Raw genomic sequence first — 19,763 nt, 5'->3', positions numbered from 1 at the left:
CCCGGCCCCCTCTCCTGGAGGATTCGTTGGACACCCACTCGCCCGTACACCTGGATCCGCAGGCCGAGCGCTTCCTGGCACAGCTGGCAGCGGCCGACTCGCCGCCGCTGGAAAGCCAGTCGCCCTCCGATGCCCGGGCCGGCGCCCTGGATGCCCAGCGCGCCGCCCAGGCGGTGCTCAAACCCGTCCACATCCACGAGCAGCACCTGCCCATCGGACCCCGTGGCACGGTGCTGGTGCGGATCGTGCGGCCGGAAGGTTCCTCGGGCCTGCTGCCCGCGGTGGTGTATTGCCACGGCGGCGGCTGGGTGCTGGGCGACCGCACCTCCTACGACCGCACCACCCGCGACCTGGCCCACGCCGGCGGCATGGCCGTGGTGTTCGTGGAGTACACCCGCTCGCCCGAGGCCCGTTATCCCGTCGCGCTCGAAGAGGTCTACGCGGCCACCGCCTGGATCGCCGAGCACGGGCAGGAACTCGGCCTGGACGGGTCCCGGCTGGCGGTCGCCGGGGACAGCGCGGGCGGCAATCTGGCCACGGCCGCCGCCCTGCTGGCCAAGCGCCGGGGAGGCCCCCACCTGCTGCAGCAGGTGCTGCTCTACCCCGCGCTGGACGCCGGTTTCGACACGCCGTCCTATGAGCAGTTCGCGGACGGCTTCTTCCTCACCCGCACGCAGATGCAGTGGTTCTGGGACCACTACGCCCCCGACCGCTCGGTGCGTACCGAACCGACGGCCGCACCGCTGCGGGCCACCGCACAGGAACTGGCCGGGATGCCGCCGACCCTGGTGATCACGGCCGAAGCGGACGTGCTGCGCGACGAGGGCGAGGCCTATGCCCGCCGGCTCACGCAGGCAGGTGTCCCGGTTGTCGCGGTCCGCTACCTGGGGGCGATCCATTCGTTCACCGCGCAGGACGCGCTGGCGGCCTCTCCCCTCACCCAGTCAGCGATCAACCAGGCCGGGCAAGCACTGCGGCACGCTCTGACCGCACCCCGAGCCGAGACGGGGGGCCGCTGATGTCGACGGCCCTGGTGCTCGGCGGAGGCGGCGTGACGGGGATCGCCTGGGAGCTGGGAGTGCTCCAGGCGCTTCAGGAAGCGGGGGCGGACGTTACGGCCGCCGACCTGGTGGTGGGCACCTCGGCCGGATCGGTCGTAGCCGTCCAGGCCACCAGCGGCATCAGCCTTCACCACCTCCTCGCCGACCAGCTGGCGCCCGCCGGCACCTCACTGGAGGTGAAGGCCGTCTTCGACCCGCAGGACACGGCGGCCGCCCTCACCAAGCTGATGGAGGGCGCCCGCGACGAACGGGAGAGCAGGGCCCGGATCGGTGCCATGGCCCTCGCGGCGCACACCGTCTCGGAGGCCGAGCGGATGCGGACCGTCCGAGCCCGACTGCCCGTCGACACCTGGCCCGCCCGCCGGCTGCTCATCACGGCGGTGGACGCACACACGGGCGATCTTGCCGTGTGGGACGACACCTCGGGCGTCCCGCTGGCATCCGCCGTGGCGGCCAGCTGCGCCGTTCCCGGCGTCTGGCCGCCCGCCACCGTCGCCCGACGCCGCTACGTCGACGGCAGCGTCCGCTCCGCGACCAACGCCGACCTCGCCTTGGGCCACGACGTGGTGGTCGTCCTCGCCCCCGACACCGGCCCCGGCCTCAACCCCGCATCTCAGGGACTGGCCGGCGAGGTGCCGCTGCTGCGCGCGCACAGTCAGGTCCTGGTCATCGCACCTGACGACGCCGCACTCGACGCGATCGGCCCCAATCCGCTGGACCCCGCCCGGCGGCCCGCCTCAGCCCGCCAGGGCCAGCGGCAGGGACAGGCGCTGATCCGCGCCGTGCGAGAGATCTGGCCCGCCGCCACCGCCCGATAGCCGCATGCGATGACCGGGCGGGCCGTCGGCGGTCTCCCTACCCGTGCGGCCACCCTGCGGCGTACCGTCGAAAGGTGCTCCGGGAAGAAGCCACCGGCTCCGCCACCGCGCCCTCGGACCGCCGCCCACTGCACGGGCTCGCCGACGCGGCCTGGGAGTTCGTACTGACTTCCGTCCTGCTGTACTGCGTGGTCACCGCCGTCCGCTGGCTGACATCACCGGACTCGCCGCTCGCCGTGAACAGCAGCCGCGCGGCGACAGCCGTCGTGGGGGTGTTCGTCGGCATCCTCCTCGTGGTGCTGATCATCTCCCCGCCGGGACGCTGCTCCGGCGCCCACATGAACCCCGCGATCAGCGTCGCGCTGTGGCTGATGGGTGCCTTCCCCGGCCGCTACGTGCCCGCCTACGCCGCCGCGCAGCTCGCAGGCTCGGTGGCGGGCACCGCGCTGGGGCGGTTGTGCTGGGGTCCGGTGGTGTCCCGGCCCTCGCTGCGCTATGCCGCCGTGCACCCCAGCCCAGCGTGGGGCACAGCCGCGCTGGTGGTCACGGAGGCCGGCTGCCTCATCCTCGTGGTCGTGATGGTGGGGTTCTTCCTGGCCCACCCCTCCATCAGCCGCTGGCTGCCCTACGCCGTCGGCGCGGCGACGGCCCTGATCATCGCCGTGCTGGGGCAACTGAGCGGAGGTTCGGCGAACCCGGCACGCCAGCTGGGTCCCGCGCTGCTGTCCGGTGGCACGCAACTGCTGTGGGTCTACCTGGCCGCCCCGCTGGTCGGCGCATCGATCGGGGCCGCGGTCCACTGCCTGTTCCAGCGTCGCCTGGGCGCCCCCACACTGTGCACCTACCGGCTGTGCGGGAGCGACGCCGCCGTGCGAAATCGAGCCCGCCAAGTGGCCTGAGGTGCGTACGCGACGGGTTGGTCGGCCCAGCCGCCATCGCTCACCGCCATCCTGCGGATCGTTCACTTCGGCCGCGGCGCCCTCAGCTCCTCGGGGTCGAGCGGGACAGGCGGATCGCCGAGACGAGGAAGAAGATCCCGCCGAGCGTGGCGTAGCCGGCGAGGCTGGTCAGCGAGGGGTCGTCCTGTGCGGCGCTTCGGATGAAGGTCCCGCCGGCGAGGACGGAGATGCCGCCGCTGAGGATCATGGCCCACTGGCCGCCCATCGGCCGGCGCGCGACGCCCACGAGGAGCTGGATGAGGCCGGAGACGATCGCCCACGCGCCCCAGACGCGCAGCACGTCGGCGACGCCCGAGGTGCCGGCGATCGCGATACCGACGGCGGCGAGCACGCTCGTGGCCATGTTGGCGTAGAGGCCCTTGACCGGCCCGGTGGCGCGCGCCGACCTGGCGTCGACGACGGCCGCGGCCACGTCGAAGGCGGGATAGAGGACCAACAGCAGCTTGGCCCCGACGGTGAGCTCTGAGCCGAACAGCAGCAGGAGCGCGGCCCACGCGGCGGCGAAGACGAAGCGGATGACGTACAGCCGGCGCAGGGCAGACGTGGCGCCGATGGGCTCGGCGAAGGCAATGGATGCCATGGGGTCCTCCAATGGCTTTGCAGTAGAGAGAACGATCTTTCTTGTCTGCAGCCTGGCACACCTGTTCCGCGAAAACAAGAGAGAGCGTTCTACCCGCTAGGATGGGCGGCATGACGAAGACGGAAACCGGCACAGGCACCGGCAGGCGAGTCTCCGAGGCCCGGGAACGACTCCTGAGGACCGCCGGGCAGCTCTTCTACGCGGAGGGCATCCACACGGTGGGCGTCGACCGTCTGGTCGCCGAGTCGAAGGTCACCAACGCCACCTTCTACCGGCACTTCCGCAGCAAAGAAGATCTTGCCGTCGCCTACATCGAAAGCGTCGACCAGGCGATCCGCACCCAGATCGGCTCCCTGACGGCCGCGGACGTGCCGGCCGACGGCATCCTGCGCGGAATCGGTGCGTCCCTGGTCGAGCAGATCCGGTCGCCCGGATACCGCGGATGCGCCTTCCTCAACGCGGCAGCGGAATTCCCCGATCCCGAGCACCCGGTGCACCGTGCCGTCGTTCAACACCGCGAATGGTTCCTTCAGACGATCACCGCACTGTTCGCCGAGATCACGACCGCACAAGCCGAGCACGCCGGGCGGCACTTCACCATGCTCCGCGACGGTGCGATGAGCGCCGGCTATCTCGGCGACCCCGTCCTGGCCGGCGAGACCTTGCTGCGCGGCATCGATGGACTGCTGCGGATCCATACCGCCCGTGGGCTCGACGAGCGCGCCGCCTCCGAACCCGGCCAGGCCCCCTCGGCGGCCACGACGGTCTCCGACATCGACTGCTCGCCGCCCAGCGCGTAACCGCGGTCGGGGCGTGCCCGGCCGCGTTGCGCGCCCGGCGGGCCGAGGCGCGGTCCACTGCCGCAGTGGCGCGCAGGAACCCCGGGGCTGCGGTGCGGAGCGCAGAGGCCGGTCGGGCTGGCTCCACACGAAACGGCGCCGGGCACTGAGCTCGCCGTTTGTCGTCCAGCGTCGAGTACAGAGCCTTGCTTGGGCGTCAGTCCCATGCGTTGAAGAGCACTCCGCCCAATGTGGTGATGCCGTAGAGGCGAACCACACGCCACTCGCTCTGGGTCAGGACCGAGGTGTCGACGTCCGAGAGCGGCAGAGTGAGTTGGACGCGATCAAGCACTACGAACCCCAGGTCGACGAAGGCATGGGCCCACGGTGGCGGTGCGAGGAACTCCTCCGTGTACCAGTCCCGGTGTTCCTGGGCGAATGCGATCCAGGGGTGGTGGGCGTGACACAGGATGACGTACTCGCCTGTGGCCTCGACGACCGTTGCGGTGTGGAACGTACGCGGGTAGGTCTGGTCCTGCAGCTCGCCCGCGCGGCCCTTGGCCGCGCGGGCGGCTGCATACAGCGCTGCGCGGAACGTCCGCCGGTCGGTTTCCGGTAGCGGCCCGTCCTTCGGCTGGAAGAAACCCGTGGCGCCTCGCGGAAGTGTGAACGCTGCGTCCTTGCCTACGGCCATGTGCCTCATTGTGCCGAAGAGGCCGAACTCGGCCTCAGCCGTTCTCCCTCACCCGACGAAGTGAGGGCCGAAAGCGTGGAAAACAGGTCCGAAAGCACGGCCATGCCCGCACAGGAGCACCCGGTTGTGCCCTGTGTAGCGACGGATCCTCCGTCACACCGGCACCTTCGGAGATCGCCATGCTGTCCCGTCCGCGTCATCCACAGCCGACACTTCCCCAGGGCGTACGGGCCGTAGAGGCCCCGCGCCGGACGACGTCGCCTGGGGCAGGTGCCGCTCGGACGGCCGTGCTGGCGCTGCCCGCCGAGCCGGCCAGCGTGAGCGTCGCCCGTCACTGGAGCACCGACGTGCTCACCCGGTGGGGAGTGAGCGCGGACGACCTCGATGCGGCCGCACTGATCATCAGCGAACTGGCCGCCAACAGCGTCCGTTACGGTCACGCGGAGATGACCATCCGCCTCCTCCAGCAGGCGGACCGGCTGTACCTGTGTGTGACGGACTCCGGAGTTCCTTTGGCGGCCCACCGCCTTGTCATCCCGCAGGAACTGGCCGAGCACGGTCGCGGCCTGGACATCGTCGAGGCACTGGCCGAAACGATCGAGGTGACCCGCGAGCCGGAGGGATGGCGTGTGGGTGCGGTGCTGCGTATGACGACGGCCGGGAAACCGACGGCGCAGTCCACCGCCGACGTGGCCGGACGGTAGGGAACCAGACCGGGCGATGGCCGCCCTCTTACACGGTGAGGCCTTGATGTACGAGAGACGGTGCCGTCGGCAGATGGCCGGCTGTCCGACTCCGCGGTCTCACCGCTGCCGTCACAGCCCCGACGCCGCACGCCAGGCCCCGGCTGCGCTCCGTCACAGCGGGCTTGGGGCCGTCGACGAACCGGCCGCCGTCGTCATACACGTACGGGTTGGCCGTGCCCCCTTGAGCCCCTTGATCTGCCGCATGATCACCGAAGCCGGCGAGCCGGGCTCCTGTCGCGTTACGGACTCGGTGACATGCGAGCACCAGACGGTCAGAAGCCCATGGCGGGCGCGGCGCCGGATGCCGCGGGTGTCTCCCCGTCGCCGGCGGGTGGAGTGCCGTCGGACGGCCGGCAACCGGGGTCGGTGGGGTGGGAGGAGGTCATGGGACAGTCCGGCTGCGTGCTGCGAAAGCGTGCGCGGTAGGCGCCGGGGGTGATCCCCAGCTCGCGCTGAAAGGCACGGCGGAGCGTTTCCGCCGATCCCAGTCCGCTCCTGCGGGCGACCATGTCCAAGGGGTCGGTGCCCGATTCGAGCATGCTCTGCGCCGCTTCCAGACGGATCTGCTCGACGAACCGGGCGGCGGTGGTACCGGTCTCCTGGCGGATCAGTCGGGTGAGGTGGCGCACGCTCACACCCGCCCGCGCCGCCAGCGCGGGCAGTTTGTGGTCCGCCTGGGGAGCGGCCGTCACGGCGTCCAGTACCGCCCGCACACCGGCGCTGCGGCAATACCGTGCGCGCAGCCGGACACTGAACTGGGACTGCCCGCCCGGCCGGGCCATGAAGACCACCAGGTCCTTCGCCGCAGCGCGCGCCACCTCCGGGCCCAGGTCCTCCTCCACCAGCGACAGCGTCAGGTCGATGCCCGCGGTCACGCCCGCCGAGGTGATGATCCGTCCGTCACGGATGAACAACGCATCACGATCGACATGCACCGACGGGAAGCGGGCGGCCAGTTGGTCGGCCTGCCGCCAGTGGGTGGCCACGCGGCAACCGTCGAGCAGACCCGCGGCCGCAAGCGGGAAGGCCCCGGCGCACAGGGAGGCCACCCGACCCGCCGAGCGCGCCAGCCGCGTCAACTCCCCGATCAGCCCGTGGTCTTCCACCGGTACGTGCCAGTTGGGGCTGCCGGGAACCATGAGCGTCCCGATCCGCCCGGGCCACTCCTCAAGCCTCCCATCGGCGGCAAGCCGCAACCCGGACGTGGTCCGCACCTCCTTGCCGCCGGGAGACAGCGCAACAATCCGGTAGCGGCCCCCGTGGTCGTTGGCGGCCGCCAGGACGTCCAGCGGTCCGGTGACGTCCAGCGCCTGCACCCCGTCGTAGAGGACCATCACGACGAGGTGGGTACGCGGACGCCTGTCAGCGGCGGCCTGACGGTTCGAGGTGACCATGACTGCCAGGGTCAGGCCAGGCCTCACGGCGGGGCAAGGACCGATACCCCTCGCATCCGGCCATCGCCGGGAGGACGGCCCTGACGGGGCCCGGCCGGGCAGCCTGCTGGCATCGGGCGGTCGGGCCGCCCGGCGCGGCATCACCGCCGCCCCGACCGCGACATCGGCTGCCACTGCCGTCCAGGCCGGCAGACCCGCGCCGGCTCGGTAACCGTACGGCGGGACGCCATTGCCTCGCTCCGGGCCGTCCCTGTCCTGCCGACAGGCCAATTCCCGGGCAGGAGACCTCTCTTCGCCGGTCAGGGCCGGTGCCTGCCCCTGCCTCTCCGCGGCCTGCCGCCGCGGGTGGCGGGGCCGGGATCCCCGGCGTACCCGCCCCGCCGTGGGTGGACCTCCGGTCTCCTCCGGCAGGCGCAGGCGCACCCCGCCCTCCCCCACAAGGGTGGGACCGAGGGTGGTCCAAGTGACGGACGTCTTTCGCCCCGGCGGCATCGAGGCTGGTGACGCGCCCATTTCCCTGCGCAACCATCCTTCCTCCTGGAGCAGCCATGACCCATGACACCGCCGCCGCTGCCCGCCCGACACGCCATCGCGGCAGGTGGTTGGCCGCCCTCCTGTGCGCCGCGAGCGTGACCGGAGCCGTCCTTGCCCCCAGCGCCACGGCTTCCGGCGGCGGCCACGGCTCGACGCCCTCCCCCATGTCGGTCCACCACACGGCACCGGCCCACCCCTGGGCCGCCGAGCGCGCCGCCCGGCAGGCCGTCCGTCGGGTGACCAGGGCGGGACTGCCCGGGGCGATCTCTCTCCTCCGGGACCACGGCCGCACCGCGACCGCCGCGGCCGGCTACGCCGATGTGGCCGCCATGCGGCCCATGACGAGCTCCGACCATCTGCGGATCGGCAGCAACACGAAGGTGTTCACCGCCACCGTGGTGCTGCAACTGGTGGCCGAGCACCGGCTGAGTCTGGACGACACCGTGCAGCATGTCTTGCCCGGCATCATCCACGGCGGCGGCCCCAGCCCCAGCCCCAGCCCCAGCCCCAGCCCCAGCCCCAGCCCCAGCCCCAGCCCCAGCCCCAGCCCCAAGAACGATGCACCCCAGGTGCCCCGGCCCGCATCGGGTCGGGGCACCTCGCCGTGACGGACCCGACCGCGCGGCCGGGGATGAGAGGGGCGCTGTCTCCTCCCTGCGGCGGAGGGTGGAAACCGCCCGTGAGACAGAGGGAAGGACCGCCGGGCGAAACCACCATGGAAAGCGAAGCCGGGCGGGCCGCAAGGGGCCCGTCCGCACGTTGAAAGGGCGCAGCATGCCTCACAGTTCATCGACCGGCGACCGCGTTCGGCCCGTCACCCGGCGTCGCACGCTCGCCGTGATCGGGGCGGCGCTCGCCGCCGGCACGGTGGTGGCGACCGGTACGGGGGTCCAGGCCTTCACCGGCGATCCCTCCCCGGCGCACAGGACCCTCTCGAGGCAGCCCGTGATGCGGACGCTGACGCCGCAGGTCCGTGCTCAGCTCGACCGCGCCGTCCAGCACGTCCTGAGGACCACCCACACACCCGGGGTGACGGTGGGTCTGTGGGCGCCGGGCAAGGGCAGCTACGTCAGGGCTTTCGGCACCGCCGACAAGGCGACGAGGCAGCCGATGTCCCCCGGGTTCAACATGCGCATCGGCAGCGTCACCAAGACCTTCACGGTCACCGCGCTGCTGCGTCTGGTCGACCACAGGCAGGTGAGCCTGGACGATCCGATCTCCAAGTACGTTCGCGGCGTCCCGAACGGCCGTCACATCACGCTGCGTCACCTCGCGGAGATGCGCAGCGGCCTGTTCAACGCCCTCAACGACGAGGACTTCGCCAAGGCCTTCATGGCCGACACCGGCCGCACGTTCACCGACAAGGAGCTGCTGGCATACGCCTTCAAACACCCGGTCGCCTTCCCCGCGGGCAGCCAATTCCAGTACAGCAACACCAACACCATCCTCTTGTCGATGGTCGTGGAGAAGGTGACCGGGCAGCCCTTCGACCGCTACCTGACCCGGCATGTGCTCAAGCCGGCCCACCTGAGGCACACTTTCGTGCCCAAGGGCGCCGAATTCCCCGCCCCCCACGCCCACGGGTACACCGACCAGGCGTCGAACGACGGGTCGATCACGGACGCGACGAACTGGGCCCCGCCGGGCGGCGCGTCCGGGGTGATGATCTCGAACCTGCGCGATCTGCGGTCCTGGGCGTCCACCCTCACCGAGGGGACCCTGCTGTCCAGGGCGACCCAGGCCGAACGGCTGAAGATGCTTCCGACGGACCGGGAGGGCCTGAGTTACGGCCTGGGCATATTCGACGTCAATGGGTGGATCGGGCACAACGGCTCGCTGCCCGGCTATCAGACGGTGATGGTCCATCTGCCCAAGGCCAAGGCCACGCTCGTGGTGCACACCACCAGTGACATCAATGTCGAGGGCAAGTCGCTGACCACGAAGTTCGCCAAGGCGGTCACCGACATCGTGACCCCGAAGAACGTCTACGACATCCCCACGTCCTAGCCCGTTCCTCACGGCCTCCGGTGGTGTGCCCGGCCCGCGACGGCGGGCCGGGCACAGGCGTGAGGCGTCACCCTGGATCGGGCTCCACCGCGCGAGTGCCGGCGCCGCCGTCCGCCCGAGGAACGCGGTGTCCCAGCGGGTTGGAGGCGACCGCCCGAGCCTCCGCCTGCTGATCCGGCCCATTGGGGTCCGGCGACGAATGCGAGGTGCCCATCTGGTGCTCAGCGACGAAGACGGCCGAGGTCCGCCGGCTGGATGCTCCTCCGCATCCCTCACCGCCACGGTGAGCTGCTGGAGGCTTCTCATGAGACTGCACGGATCCAAAACAGCGATGTTGTGTGTGATCGCGCTCGCCGTCACGGCCTGCTCCACAGGCGCCTCGCGCTCAGGCACCGGGACGCAGGGCGCCTATCTCCGCGACGGCACATTCACGTCGACCCTGTCGCAGGACCCGGGCAAGCTCGACCCGTACCACACCGTTGTCGCCGCGGCCAACAACCTCCTGTCCTTTGCCTACGACCCGCTGGTCACCCTGGACGACAAGGGCAACCCGATCCCAGGCATCACGACCAAGTGGGACGTCACCCCCTCGTCGGTCACGCTGACCCTCCGCAAGGGCGTCACATGCTCCGACGGCTCGGCGGTGACCCCGAGCGTCGTCAGCAAGGACCTGGACTATCTCAAGGACCCCAAGGCCTCCTCGCCGCTGCTCGGCATCGTGCTGCCAGGCCCGGACTTCACCACGAAGGCCGACGACGCCGCGGGCACCGTGACGATCACCACCGGCAAACCCGATGGCCTGCTGCTCCAGTCACTGGCCGCCTTCTTCGTGGTGTGCGGCCGCGGCACCGTCGACCCCACCGCACTCGCCAGGACCACCAGTGGATCGGGCCCGTACAAGCTGACCGAGGCCGTCCCCGGCGACCACTACACGCTGGTCCGCCGCGACGAATACGCCTGGGGACCCGACGGCGCGAGGATCGACGTGCCCGGAGCCCCGCAGAAGATCGTCCTGAAGATCGTCAACAATGACACCACCGCGGCCAACCTCCTCACCAGCGGCAGCCTCAACGGCAGCATCGTCAACGGACCCGACCGGGAGCGGCTGGCGGGCAGCATGAAGGAGTACCGCTTCGAGGACGGCGGGACGCTGGCGGTGTTCAACCAACACCCGGGCCATCCCGGTGCCGACCCTGTGGTCCGCAAGGCGCTCACACAGGCCCTGGACCGCAAACAGATCGCGGATGTGCTCACCGACCGGCAGGGCAAGATCGGTAACACCACGATGGGCGTGCCGCCCCAGATCTGTGACGACTCCGGCGCTGCGGCGGGCATCCCCGCGTTCGACCAGGCGGCGGCAGCCGCCGCGCTCGACGAGGCGGGCTGGCGCAAGGGCTCGGACGGGATCAGGTCGAAGGGTGGCAAGCGCCTGGAGCTGACCGCGATGTACTCCTCCGAACGGCCGAACGCGTCGGCGGGCATGGAGCTGTTCTCGGCCGCGTGGCAGGAGCTCGGAGTCGACGTGAAGGTCAAGAGCCTGAACTCGGCCGCCTTCCTCAAGGCGGTCTTCCAGAGTGACAACTGGGACGCCGCCCCGGAGATCAATCTGGCCACCCAGCTGCCGTCACAGAGCGTCAGTTTCTTCTCGGGTCCCGGTGCTCCCAGGGGATCCAACTTCGCAGGCATCCACAACACGGCCTACGAGCAGCTGGTCGCCCAGGCGGTGCAGACCCCCGGCCGGCCCGGCTGCCGGTTGTGGACCGATGCCGAGAAGGCGCTCTTCGCCCGAGCCGACGTCGTGCCCATCGCCCAGCGGTACGTCAGCTACTTCGGGCGCGGCGCGACGTTCGAGATCTCCGGCGAGATGCCGCTCCCGACCAGCATCCGTCTGCGCGCCAACTGAGGAGACGTCACCTCATGGCTCAGCCATCCCCGGGCCCCGTGACGGTCCCGAGTGACGGTTCCCGGGCATTCGTCGCTGGCGAGGGGGAGGACGTCCGGCGCTCCTCCCCCTGGGCAAGGTTCTTGATCCGACGAGCGGTGCCCCTGGCGATCTCGCTCTTCGTGGTCGTCACGGCGTCGTTCCTGCTCGTCCATCTGGTCCCGGGCGATCCGGTGCGCGCCGCTCTGGGCGCCACGGCCGACCCCGCTGTGGTGGCGGCCCGCCGAGCCGAGCTCGGCCTGGACGAGCCCTTGCTGACGCAGTACCTGAACTACCTGGGGGGCGTCTTCAGTGGAAACCTCGGTACCTCGCTCACCAGCGGCGATCCGGTGTCGTCGGTCATCGCCACCCGGCTGCCGGCGACCGCGGAGCTGGCAGGTCTGGCGTTCCTGCTGACCGCGCTGGTGGCCGTCCCCGTCGGTATGTGGGTGGCCGTGGCGACGCACGGCGGGCGGCGCCGCGGCACGGATCTCGCCTTCACCGGCGTGACCGGGATCTGCACCACCGTCCCCGACTTCCTGATCGGCGTGGGCCTGGTCTTCGTCTTCGCGGTGACCCTCCCCTGGCTGCCACCCGCCGGCGCCGACACATCCGCCTCCTACCTGCTGCCCGCCCTCGCTCTGGCGCTCGGTCCCAGCTGCCAGCTCGCCCGCATCATCCGCACAGAGACCACCCGTGTCCTCGGTCAGGACCACATGCGGGTCGCCCGCAGCAAGCGCCTGCCCGCGCGACTGCTGTACCTGCGCCATGCACTGCCCAACGTGCTCACCGCGGGGCTCACCGTCGGCGGCATCCTGTTCGCCTCGCTGGTCGGTGGCAGCGTCCTGGTCGAGAACGTCTTCGCCTGGCCGGGACTCGGCAGCACCGTGGTGGGCGCGATCGTCGCCCAGGACTATCCACTGGTGCAGGCGATCGTCCTGCTCCTGGGGGCGGTGGTGCTGGCGGTGAACCTCTTCGTCGATGTGACCCTCGGTCTGCTCGACCCCCGCTCGACCCTCACGAGGAGTTGAGGAACGGTGACCAAGCAATGCAGCCGGTACGCCTCCCGGATCGGCCCCACAGGGATGATGGGCGCACTCGGCCTGCTTCTCCTTCTCTTCCTGGCGGCCTGTGGCCCCGGCATCTGGGGCGTCGATGCCTGGCACCTGGATGTGGCCGCGGCCCGGCAAGGACCCTCCGCGCAGCACCTGCTCGGCACCGACAGTCTGGGCCGGGACATGTTCGCCCGTGTGATGTCGGGGGCCCGTCTCTCCTTGATCCTCGCGGTGCTGGCGACCGCCCTGGGGTCGGCGGCCGGCGTGCTGCTCGGCGCGTTCCCCACCGTCCTCGGCCACCGCGGCCGCCGAGCATGGGAGTCGGCGATGAACACCGCGATCGCGTTCCCCCCGCTGCTGCTGGCGTTGTGCGTCGCGACCGTGGCCGGCGTCGGCGCGAAAGGGGCGGTTCTGGCCCTCGGTATCGCGACCGCACCCAATTACGCACGCCTGACGTACACGCTCGCCTCGTCGGTGTCCGGTTCGGACTACGTCTCCGCCGCACGGATGCTCGGCGTGTCCCGATCACGCCTGATGCTGCGTCATGTCCTGCCCAACATCGCGGAACCGCTGATCGTGACCACGACCCTGCAGGTCGGTGGCATGCTCATCGCCCTGTCCGGGCTGAGCTTCCTCGGGCTGGGTGTCCAGCCGCCCTCCTACGACTGGGGCCGTCTGCTCAGCGAGAACGTCAACCGCATCTACACCGCCCCCGCCGCGGCCCTCGGACCCGGCGTCGCCATCGTCATCGCCGGCCTTGTCTTCAATGCCCTCGGCGAGACCGCGGCCGCACTCGTCCGGGACGACGCGGCCGCCTCCGCCCGGGACGCCCGTCCGCGCCGGTTCGGTGGGGCACGGAGCCGCACCGCCGCGGGCCTGCCGCAGCCGGGGGCGGCCGGGCAGGAGACGGCCGTGGCCGACGCCGACGCGTACGCCCTGCGCATGCACGACCTTCGGATCGCCTTTCCCGGACCGGCGGGGCCGGTGCACACCGTCCGGGGCGTCACCCTGGACGTCCGGCGCGGCGAGACGGTCGGCATCGTCGGCGAGTCCGGCAGCGGCAAGACGCTCACGGCCATGGCGATCGCCGGGCTCGTCCCGGAGCCGGGCCGAGTCACCGCCGGCCGGATGGAGATCGCCGGACGGGACGCCGGGACGCTGCGCGCACCTGAGCGACGCAAGCTGCTGGGTTCGACGACCGCCGTGGTCTTCCAGGACCCGCTGAGCTCCTTCAACCCCGCACTGAAGATGGGGCGTCAGCTCACCGAGGCCAGCGAGGTCCATCTAGGTCTGCCGCACGCCGAGGCGATGCGACTCGCACAGAACCGGCTCAACCAGGTACGTGTGCCCAGCCCCGCCATCAGGATGGCCCAGTACCCGCACGAGCTGTCCGGCGGCATGCGACAGCGCGCCATGATCGCCATGGGGCTGATGGGAAGACCCGAACTGATCATCGCCGACGAGCCGACCACCGCGCTCGACGTGACCGTGCAGGAACAGATCGTGCGGCTCCTGGGCAGGATCAACGAGGACACCGGAGCGGCGGTCCTGATGATCTCGCACGACATATCGGTCGTGACCTCGTTGTGCCGGCGGGTGGTGGTGATGTACGCAGGACGGATCGTCGAGGACGTCGGCGTCGGCTCTCTGCTCGACGGCCCCGCCCATCCGTACACCGAGGCGCTCCTGGCTGCCGTGCCTCACATGGGCAGCGACCGGGATCAGCCGCTGGCCACCATTCCCGGTCGGCCCCCGCAGTTCTTGGAGCTGCCGCCCGGCTGCGCCTTCGCACCGCGCTGCCGCTTCGCGTCGGACAAGTGCCATGGCGAACAGCCGCCCTTGGAGTTCCGGGACGGGCGGCGGGTCGCCTGCTGGCATCCGCGTCCTCCGCTTCCGGCGGACCGTGCCGACACGACGACCACCGAGGCGGGGCCGGCATGACCGGATTGCGGATCGAGGGATTGACGGTACGGTTCGGGCGGGGTCGCCGAGCCATGACGGCCGTCGACGACGTCAGTCTCACCGTGCCCCCCGGAAAGATCGTCAGCCTGGTGGGTGAGTCGAGCTCGGGCAAGTCGACCGTCGCCCGCGCCGTCGTCGGACTCGTTCCCGTCACCGCGGGCCAGGCCTTGCTGGACGACGAGGACATCGCCTCGGGCACGGCGCGCCGACGGCGGATCCAGATGGTGTTCCAGGACCCGTACGCCTCGCTCAATCCGCGGATGACGGTCGGGGCGACCCTGGACGAGGCTGTACGGGCCCGCGCCGGTACATGCCCGACACGCGAGCAGCGCGGCCAGGAGATCGGCCGGCTGCTCGATCTGGTCGCGCTGTCCCCGGAGCATGCGGGCATCCTCCCCAGGCGTCTGTCGGGCGGCCAGCGGCAGCGGGTGGCGCTCGCGCGGGCGCTCGCGGTGCGCCCCGACGTCATCATCGCCGACGAGATCACCAGTGCCCTCGACGTCTCCGTGCAGGGCGCGGTACTCAACCTCGTCCGCGACATCCAGGCCCGCTCCGGCACCTCGATGCTCTTCATCTCGCACAACCTCGAAGTGGTCCGGTACGTCAGCGACTTCATCGCTGTGATGTACCTGGGCCGCATCGTGGAAGCCGCGCCGAGGGAGGAACTCCTCGCCCGGCCGCACCACCCCTATACGCGGGCCCTGCTGGCAGCCGTGCCCCGGCTGGGCCGGTCCTGGCGGAAGACCGACGCGCCGTCCGGGGATCTGGACGCCCCCGATCCCCACCACCCTCCACGAGGTTGCCGTTTCCACCCCCGCTGCCCCGTCGGGCCGCGCACGAACGCCTCCCGTGAGGTGTGCCTGACCCTGGACCCGCAGCTCGGCGCCGCCGGACGGCCCCACCGGGCCGCCTGCCACTTCGCCGAAGAACCCGACGGCCCGTCGAACGGTGTGCACGCCTCGCCCGCCGCGGTGGCCACCACCGATGAAATGACCGCTACGAAGGAGCGACGTTGACACTGGACCAGGCAGAACTGGGACGACGACTCGACGGGCTCGCACGTGAGTACCGCGTGCCCGGCGCATCCCTGGCCGTCCACGCGGGCGGCCGGACCGTTCTCGCGGCGGCGGGTGTGCTCAACCGGGATACGGGAGTGGAGACCACGACCGACTCGCTGTTCCAGATCGGTTCCATCACCAAGACGCTGACCACCACCCTTGTGATGCAACTGGTGGACGAGGGACTGCTCGATCTCGACGAGCCGGTGGTGAAGGTACTGCCGGAGTTCAAGGTGGCCGACCCGGACGTGACCGCGTCGGTGACGATGCGCCACCTGCTCACCCACACCAGCGGCATCCAGGGCGACGTCTTCACCGACGTCGGCCGCGGGGACGACGTGCTGGAGCGGTTCATCGCCCGGTGCGCGGATCTCGGCCAGTCGCACCCCATCGGTGCCACCCAGTCGTACTGCAACACCGGCTTCGGCGTCGCCGGCCGGGTCATCGAGGTGCTCACCGGCAAGCTGTGGGACACCGCCCTGCGCGAGCGTCTCCTCGCCCCCCTGGGCATGGACCGCGCCTTCACCCTGCCCGAGGACGTGCTGCGCTTCCGGGCGGCCATGGGGCACCTGCCGGTGCCGGACGGCGGACCTGACGACTGGCCGCGACCCGCGCCACGCTGGGACGTCCCACGCTCGGCCGGACCGGCGGGCATCGTCGTCGCCACCGCCGAGGACCTCGTCACCTTCGCGCGTATGCACCTCGCCGACGGCGCGGCAGCGGACGGCACCCGGGTGCTGTCGGCCACTTCCGCACGCATGATGCGCGAGCCGCAGGTGACAGTGCCGGACCGCTGGACCATCGCCGACCACTGGGGCCTGGGCTGGTTCCTGCCGACCTGGGAGGGCCGTGCCCTGTACGGGCACGACGGCGGCACCATCGGACAGAGCGCCTTCCTGCGCGTCCTCCCCGACCGGGACGTCGTCATCGTCCTGCTCACCAACGGCGGACGCACCCGTGAGCTCTTCCGGGCGGTCGCGAACGAGGTGCTCCCCGAGACCGCCGGGCTGCACGTGCCCGGTCCGCCGCAGCCGCCCGCGGAGCCCATCCCCGTGGATCTCACCGACTGGTACGGGAGCTACGAGCGAAACCACGTGCGCATGGACCTCGCCCCTTCCGAGGACGGCACACCGGAACTCACCGTGACCTTCACCGAGGGACTGGCCGGCCTCGACGAGCCACCGCACCGGCTGCCGCTGACCGCCGTCGATCCGGACGCCGGCCTCTTCGTCACCCGGGAACAGGACTTCACCGCGTGGACGCCCGTCGTTCGCTACACCCTGCACGACAGCTCCCGCTACATCCACTTCGGTGGTCGCGCCACGCCGAAGACCGGCTGAGCGCACGGCTCTTGTACCGGTTCCCGAGCCCAAGTCGGACAGTTGATCAGCCGGTGCCGAGCAGCCGTCCGACGAGCGCCGCCATGAGCGCCGCGCGCTGCGGCATCGCGGACAAGTCGGCGTACTCGCCCGGGGCGTGAGCATGATCCCCGACCGCGCCCAGCCCGTCCAGGGTGGGCACCCCGAGCCCGGCGGTGAAGTTGCCGTCCGAGCCGCCGCCGACCGCAACGCCGCGCAGGGGGGCCAGCCCGAGCTCCGCGGCCTCCTGCGCGGCCGCGCCGAACAGGTCCGCCGAATGGGAGGCCTCCAGCGCGTACCGGTTGACGCCGCCGTCCAGTTCCAGGGCGGCGCCGGCGGCCACGGGTTCCAGTTCGCGCAGGGCGGCGTCCACCCGTGCCAGCTCGGCCGCGGTCCATGCCCGCACGTCCACCTGCACCGAGGCCTGCTCGGGAACCGTGTTCATGGACGAGCCGCCCGACAGCACGGTCGGGGTCACGCTGGTGCCCACGGTGGAGTCGCCCAGCGCGGCGATGCGCAGCACCTGGTGGGCGAGTTCCACGGTCGCGTTGATGCCTTTCTCCGGCTCAAGTCCCGCGTGCGCCGCCCGCCCGCGGACGTCCAGCCGGTAGGTGCCGATGCCCTTGCGTGCGGTCTTCAGCGCCCCGGCCGCGCTCGGTTCCGGCACGAGCACGGCGCGGCAGCCGCGGACGGTGTCCTCGATCAGTTTCCGTGAGGACGGGGCGCCGATCTCCTCGTCGCTGGTGAGCAGGACGGCGACGCCCTCCGTCGACGGCAGCAGCCGCAGGGCCGCGAACATCTGAACGATGCCTGCCTTCATGTCGAAGACACCGGGGCCGGTCGCCAGATCGCCGTCCACCGTGAACGGCCACCCGGCGAGCGTGCCCGTCGGCCACACCGTGTCGAAGTGGCCGAGCACCAACACCTCGCGGTTACCCGAACCAGGCCACAGCAGATGAGGCCGGCCGCCCGGCTCCAGCCGCCTTGGCGCGCTTCCCAGCGCCCGTGCGCCGAGTTCCGCGACCAGGTCCGCACATGAGTGCAGGGCCGGCAGGTCCGAGGAGAAGGACTCCTGCTCCACAAGTTCGGCCAGCTCTGCCCTCATCCGTGGCGCCTGCGAAGCGGCCGCAGCGAGCAGCGAGGCGTGCTTCATCCCGCCACCGCCGCTCCGGCGGCTCGCTCGCCATGGCCGGCACGCAGCACGCGACCGCGCCGCTCACCGGTGAACTCCCCGGAGTCCACCACGACGTCCCCGGCCAGCACCACGTACGGGATGCCCGTCGGCCTTGCGTCGGGTACGGCGTAGGTGCCGTCATGGCCGACCTTCTCCGGGTCGATGACGCACAGGTCGGCGACGGCTCCGGGCCCCAGCCAGCCACGTGCGGCGAGGCCGAACCGGGCGGCGGTCGCCGAGGTCGCCTTGCGGACCGCCTCCGGCCAGTCCACCACTGCCTCTTCCCGCACGTAACGGCCCAGGAAGCGTGGGAAGCAGCCCCAGGTGCGCGGATGATCCAGCCCGGTGGGCATGCCATTGTCCGAACCGATGCCGATGAGCGGATCGGCCATCATCGTCCGCATGTCCGACTCGGCCATCATGGTCGGCACGATCATCGCGTTCACGTCGGCCGTGATCAGCGCACACAGGGCCTCCCACGCGTCGCCCTCGCCGCTGACCTCCTCCAGGGTCCGACCGGCGACTCCGGCGTCCCGGTGGCGGTTGATCAGTACGTCGGTGGGCGCCACCTGGCGCCAGAGCCCCGCCGCCATCGCCTGCGCCGGGTCCTCGGCCCTGGCGCGCAGCCGCGCGCGTTCGGCCGGATCGGTCATGCGGGCCAGCAGCGCCTCGGCGCCTCCGGCGAGCGCCTCGGGGGGCAGCATCGCGTGGAGCATGGTGCCTCCGGCGAGGTACGGGTACAGGTCGCCGCGGACGTCCACGCCGGCCACCCGCGCCGCGTGCAGCTTCCCCAGCAGCATCGAGGACTTGCCGTGGTTGGGCCGGCCGGCCGCCTTGCAATGGGAGATCTGCACCGGGATGCGCGCTCGTCGGCCGATCTCGATCGCCTCGTCCAGCGCGGCCTCCAGGGCGTCGCTCTCGTCCCGCATATGGGTCGCGTACGGGCGTCCCCATCGGTGGGCGACCTTGCCGAGTGCCACCAGTTCCTCGACGTCGGCATACGCCCCTGGTGTGTAGATCAGACCGCTGGAGAAGCCGACGGCCCCCGCGGCGAATGCCTCGTCCGCCAGCGCGCACATGGATGCCAGCGCCTCGGGGGCCAGCTGCCGGCGCATGCCGTTGGCGGTCAGCCGCAGCGTGTGGTGACCGACCATCACGGCCAAGTGGTTCGTGGGGCCGGCGGCCTCTATGTCGTCGAGGTACGTGCCGAAGGAGCGCGCCGTGTACGCGGCCCCGGCCGCGAGGTCGCCGAACAAGGCCCGGGCCTCCTGCGCGGCCGCGTCGTCCATCGGGGCGGCGGAGTAACCGCAGTTGCCGGCGATCTCGGTCGTCACACCCTGGAACAGCTTGAAGGGCTGTGGATCGGACATCATCGGGACCATGTCCGAGTGGCTGTGGGGGTCGATGAACCCCGGCGCGACCGCCATCCCCGCGACGTCGATCTCCCGCCGGGCGGGCCCCAGGTCACGGCCGACCGCCATCACACGGTCGCCCGTCACGGCGACGTCCGCCCGCACGCCGGGGGAACCCAGGCCGTCGTGGACGGTTCCCCCACACAACTTCAGCTCGTACACGCCATGTCTCCTCACTTGGTTGCCCGCGCACGGCAGTCTCGCCGGAGGCCCGCAACCTCACCTCGTCCTCCGCGACCAATCCGGTGCGG

At 71.2% G+C, this 19,763-nt stretch carries 17 protein-coding genes; 12 read left to right on the top strand and 5 right to left on the bottom strand.

What is annotated here, in order from left to right; genetic code table 11:
• Window positions 1–26 precede the first annotated feature (26 nt).
• From H305_RS45200 to H305_RS45195, 3 genes are all read left to right on the top strand, one after another.
• Window positions 27–1,019 (top strand): alpha/beta hydrolase, encoded by a 993-nt coding sequence (locus tag H305_RS45200; protein ID WP_107439987.1) that lies wholly within the window; start codon window positions 27–29, stop codon window positions 1,017–1,019.
• Window positions 1,019–1,879, top strand: a complete 861-nt coding sequence (locus H305_RS0109575; protein WP_028800193.1) for a patatin-like phospholipase family protein — start codon at window positions 1,019–1,021, stop codon at window positions 1,877–1,879. The genes H305_RS45200 and H305_RS0109575 overlap by 1 nt, the downstream gene beginning before the upstream one ends.
• Before the next feature lie 74 nt (window positions 1,880–1,953).
• Window positions 1,954–2,778, top strand: coding sequence for an MIP/aquaporin family protein (locus H305_RS45195; protein WP_234020697.1), 825 nt, complete (start codon window positions 1,954–1,956; stop codon window positions 2,776–2,778).
• An 82-nt stretch (window positions 2,779–2,860) separates the two neighbouring features.
• Here the strand turns inward: H305_RS45195 and H305_RS0109565 are convergent, their stop codons facing one another.
• Window positions 2,861–3,418, bottom strand: a complete 558-nt coding sequence (locus H305_RS0109565; RefSeq protein WP_028800192.1) for a membrane protein — start codon at window positions 3,416–3,418, stop codon at window positions 2,861–2,863.
• A 101-nt stretch (window positions 3,419–3,519) separates the two neighbouring features.
• Here H305_RS0109565 and H305_RS0109560 point away from each other — a divergent pair, with 101 nt between their 5' ends.
• On the top strand, window positions 3,520–4,218 hold the full coding sequence (locus H305_RS0109560) for a TetR/AcrR family transcriptional regulator (RefSeq protein ID WP_028800191.1): 699 nt from the start codon (window positions 3,520–3,522) through the stop codon (window positions 4,216–4,218).
• A 196-nt stretch (window positions 4,219–4,414) separates the two neighbouring features.
• Here H305_RS0109560 and H305_RS0109555 read toward each other — a convergent pair whose 3' ends face one another.
• The gene (locus tag H305_RS0109555) at window positions 4,415–4,891 is read right to left on the bottom strand and encodes a hypothetical protein (RefSeq protein ID WP_028800190.1); all 477 of its coding nucleotides are present in this window, start codon (window positions 4,889–4,891) and stop codon (window positions 4,415–4,417) included.
• A gap of 287 nt (window positions 4,892–5,178) precedes the next feature.
• Here H305_RS0109555 and H305_RS0109550 point away from each other — a divergent pair, with 287 nt between their 5' ends.
• The gene (locus H305_RS0109550; protein WP_028800189.1) at window positions 5,179–5,595 is read left to right on the top strand and encodes an ATP-binding protein; all 417 of its coding nucleotides are present in this window, start codon (window positions 5,179–5,181) and stop codon (window positions 5,593–5,595) included.
• 314 nt (window positions 5,596–5,909) lie between these two features.
• Here H305_RS0109550 and H305_RS45190 read toward each other — a convergent pair whose 3' ends face one another.
• Window positions 5,910–7,031 (bottom strand): GlxA family transcriptional regulator, encoded by a 1,122-nt coding sequence (locus H305_RS45190; protein ID WP_063611298.1) that lies wholly within the window; start codon window positions 7,029–7,031, stop codon window positions 5,910–5,912.
• Window positions 7,032–7,579: 548 nt separating this feature from the next.
• Here H305_RS45190 and H305_RS55990 point away from each other — a divergent pair.
• From H305_RS55990 to H305_RS0109510, 7 genes are all read left to right on the top strand, one after another.
• Complete coding sequence (locus tag H305_RS55990) at window positions 7,580–8,173, top strand: serine hydrolase (protein WP_028800188.1); 594 nt, start codon at window positions 7,580–7,582, stop codon at window positions 8,171–8,173.
• A 166-nt stretch (window positions 8,174–8,339) separates the two neighbouring features.
• Window positions 8,340–9,572, top strand: a complete 1,233-nt coding sequence (locus tag H305_RS45180) for a serine hydrolase domain-containing protein (RefSeq protein ID WP_063611297.1) — start codon at window positions 8,340–8,342, stop codon at window positions 9,570–9,572.
• 304 nt (window positions 9,573–9,876) lie between these two features.
• On the top strand, window positions 9,877–11,475 hold the full coding sequence (locus H305_RS0109530; RefSeq protein ID WP_028800187.1) for an ABC transporter substrate-binding protein: 1,599 nt from the start codon (window positions 9,877–9,879) through the stop codon (window positions 11,473–11,475).
• 122 nt (window positions 11,476–11,597) lie between these two features.
• Window positions 11,598–12,524, top strand: a complete 927-nt coding sequence (locus tag H305_RS0109525; protein ID WP_234020695.1) for an ABC transporter permease — start codon at window positions 11,598–11,600, stop codon at window positions 12,522–12,524.
• Window positions 12,525–12,530: 6 nt separating this feature from the next.
• A complete protein-coding gene (locus H305_RS0109520; RefSeq protein WP_051370475.1) occupies window positions 12,531–14,489 on the top strand; it encodes a dipeptide/oligopeptide/nickel ABC transporter permease/ATP-binding protein in 1,959 nt (652 codons plus the stop codon).
• 53 nt (window positions 14,490–14,542) lie between these two features.
• Window positions 14,543–15,526, top strand: a complete 984-nt coding sequence (locus H305_RS45175; protein WP_063611295.1) for an oligopeptide/dipeptide ABC transporter ATP-binding protein — start codon at window positions 14,543–14,545, stop codon at window positions 15,524–15,526.
• Window positions 15,523–16,908: a serine hydrolase domain-containing protein gene (locus tag H305_RS0109510; protein ID WP_028800184.1), complete on the top strand. Its 1,386-nt coding sequence runs from the start codon at window positions 15,523–15,525 to the stop codon at window positions 16,906–16,908. Before H305_RS45175 ends, H305_RS0109510 begins: the two co-directional genes overlap by 4 nt.
• Before the next feature lie 46 nt (window positions 16,909–16,954).
• Here the strand turns inward: H305_RS0109510 and H305_RS0109505 are convergent, their stop codons facing one another.
• Window positions 16,955–18,031 carry a M20 family metallopeptidase gene (locus H305_RS0109505; protein ID WP_037763241.1) on the bottom strand — a complete coding sequence of 359 codons (1,077 nt, stop codon included), beginning with the start codon at window positions 18,029–18,031 and terminating at the stop codon, window positions 16,955–16,957.
• Window positions 18,032–18,075: 44 nt separating this feature from the next.
• Window positions 18,076–19,674, bottom strand: a complete 1,599-nt coding sequence (locus H305_RS45170; RefSeq protein WP_051370474.1) for an N-acyl-D-amino-acid deacylase family protein — start codon at window positions 19,672–19,674, stop codon at window positions 18,076–18,078.
• Window positions 19,675–19,763 lie beyond the last annotated feature (89 nt).

This window comes from Streptomyces sp. 142MFCol3.1 (assembly GCF_000424945.1).
In the GTDB taxonomy this organism is placed as follows: domain Bacteria; phylum Actinomycetota; class Actinomycetes; order Streptomycetales; family Streptomycetaceae; genus Streptomyces; species Streptomyces siamensis.
Note: the sequence above shows the minus strand (reverse complement) of the source record. Positions and strands in the feature narration are given on the sequence as shown.

Excerpts from the sequence above, each read along its gene's own strand:
- H305_RS0109505 (WP_037763241.1), bottom strand. The coding sequence starts at position 18,031 with ATGAGGGCAGAGCTGGCCGAACTTGTGGAGCAGGAGTCCTTCTCCTCG.
- H305_RS45180 (WP_063611297.1), top strand. The coding sequence starts at position 8,340 with ATGCCTCACAGTTCATCGACCGGCGACCGCGTTCGGCCCGTCACCCGG.
- H305_RS55990 (WP_028800188.1), top strand. The coding sequence starts at position 7,580 with ATGACCCATGACACCGCCGCCGCTGCCCGCCCGACACGCCATCGCGGC.
- H305_RS0109575 (WP_028800193.1), top strand. The coding sequence starts at position 1,019 with ATGTCGACGGCCCTGGTGCTCGGCGGAGGCGGCGTGACGGGGATCGCC.
- H305_RS0109530 (WP_028800187.1), top strand. The coding sequence starts at position 9,877 with ATGAGACTGCACGGATCCAAAACAGCGATGTTGTGTGTGATCGCGCTC.
- H305_RS45175 (WP_063611295.1), top strand. The coding sequence starts at position 14,543 with ATGACGGCCGTCGACGACGTCAGTCTCACCGTGCCCCCCGGAAAGATC.
- H305_RS0109565 (WP_028800192.1), bottom strand. The coding sequence starts at position 3,418 with ATGGCATCCATTGCCTTCGCCGAGCCCATCGGCGCCACGTCTGCCCTG.
- H305_RS0109560 (WP_028800191.1), top strand. The coding sequence starts at position 3,520 with ATGGGCGGCATGACGAAGACGGAAACCGGCACAGGCACCGGCAGGCGA.
- H305_RS0109555 (WP_028800190.1), bottom strand. The coding sequence starts at position 4,891 with ATGGCCGTAGGCAAGGACGCAGCGTTCACACTTCCGCGAGGCGCCACG.
- H305_RS45190 (WP_063611298.1), bottom strand. The coding sequence starts at position 7,031 with ATGGTCACCTCGAACCGTCAGGCCGCCGCTGACAGGCGTCCGCGTACC.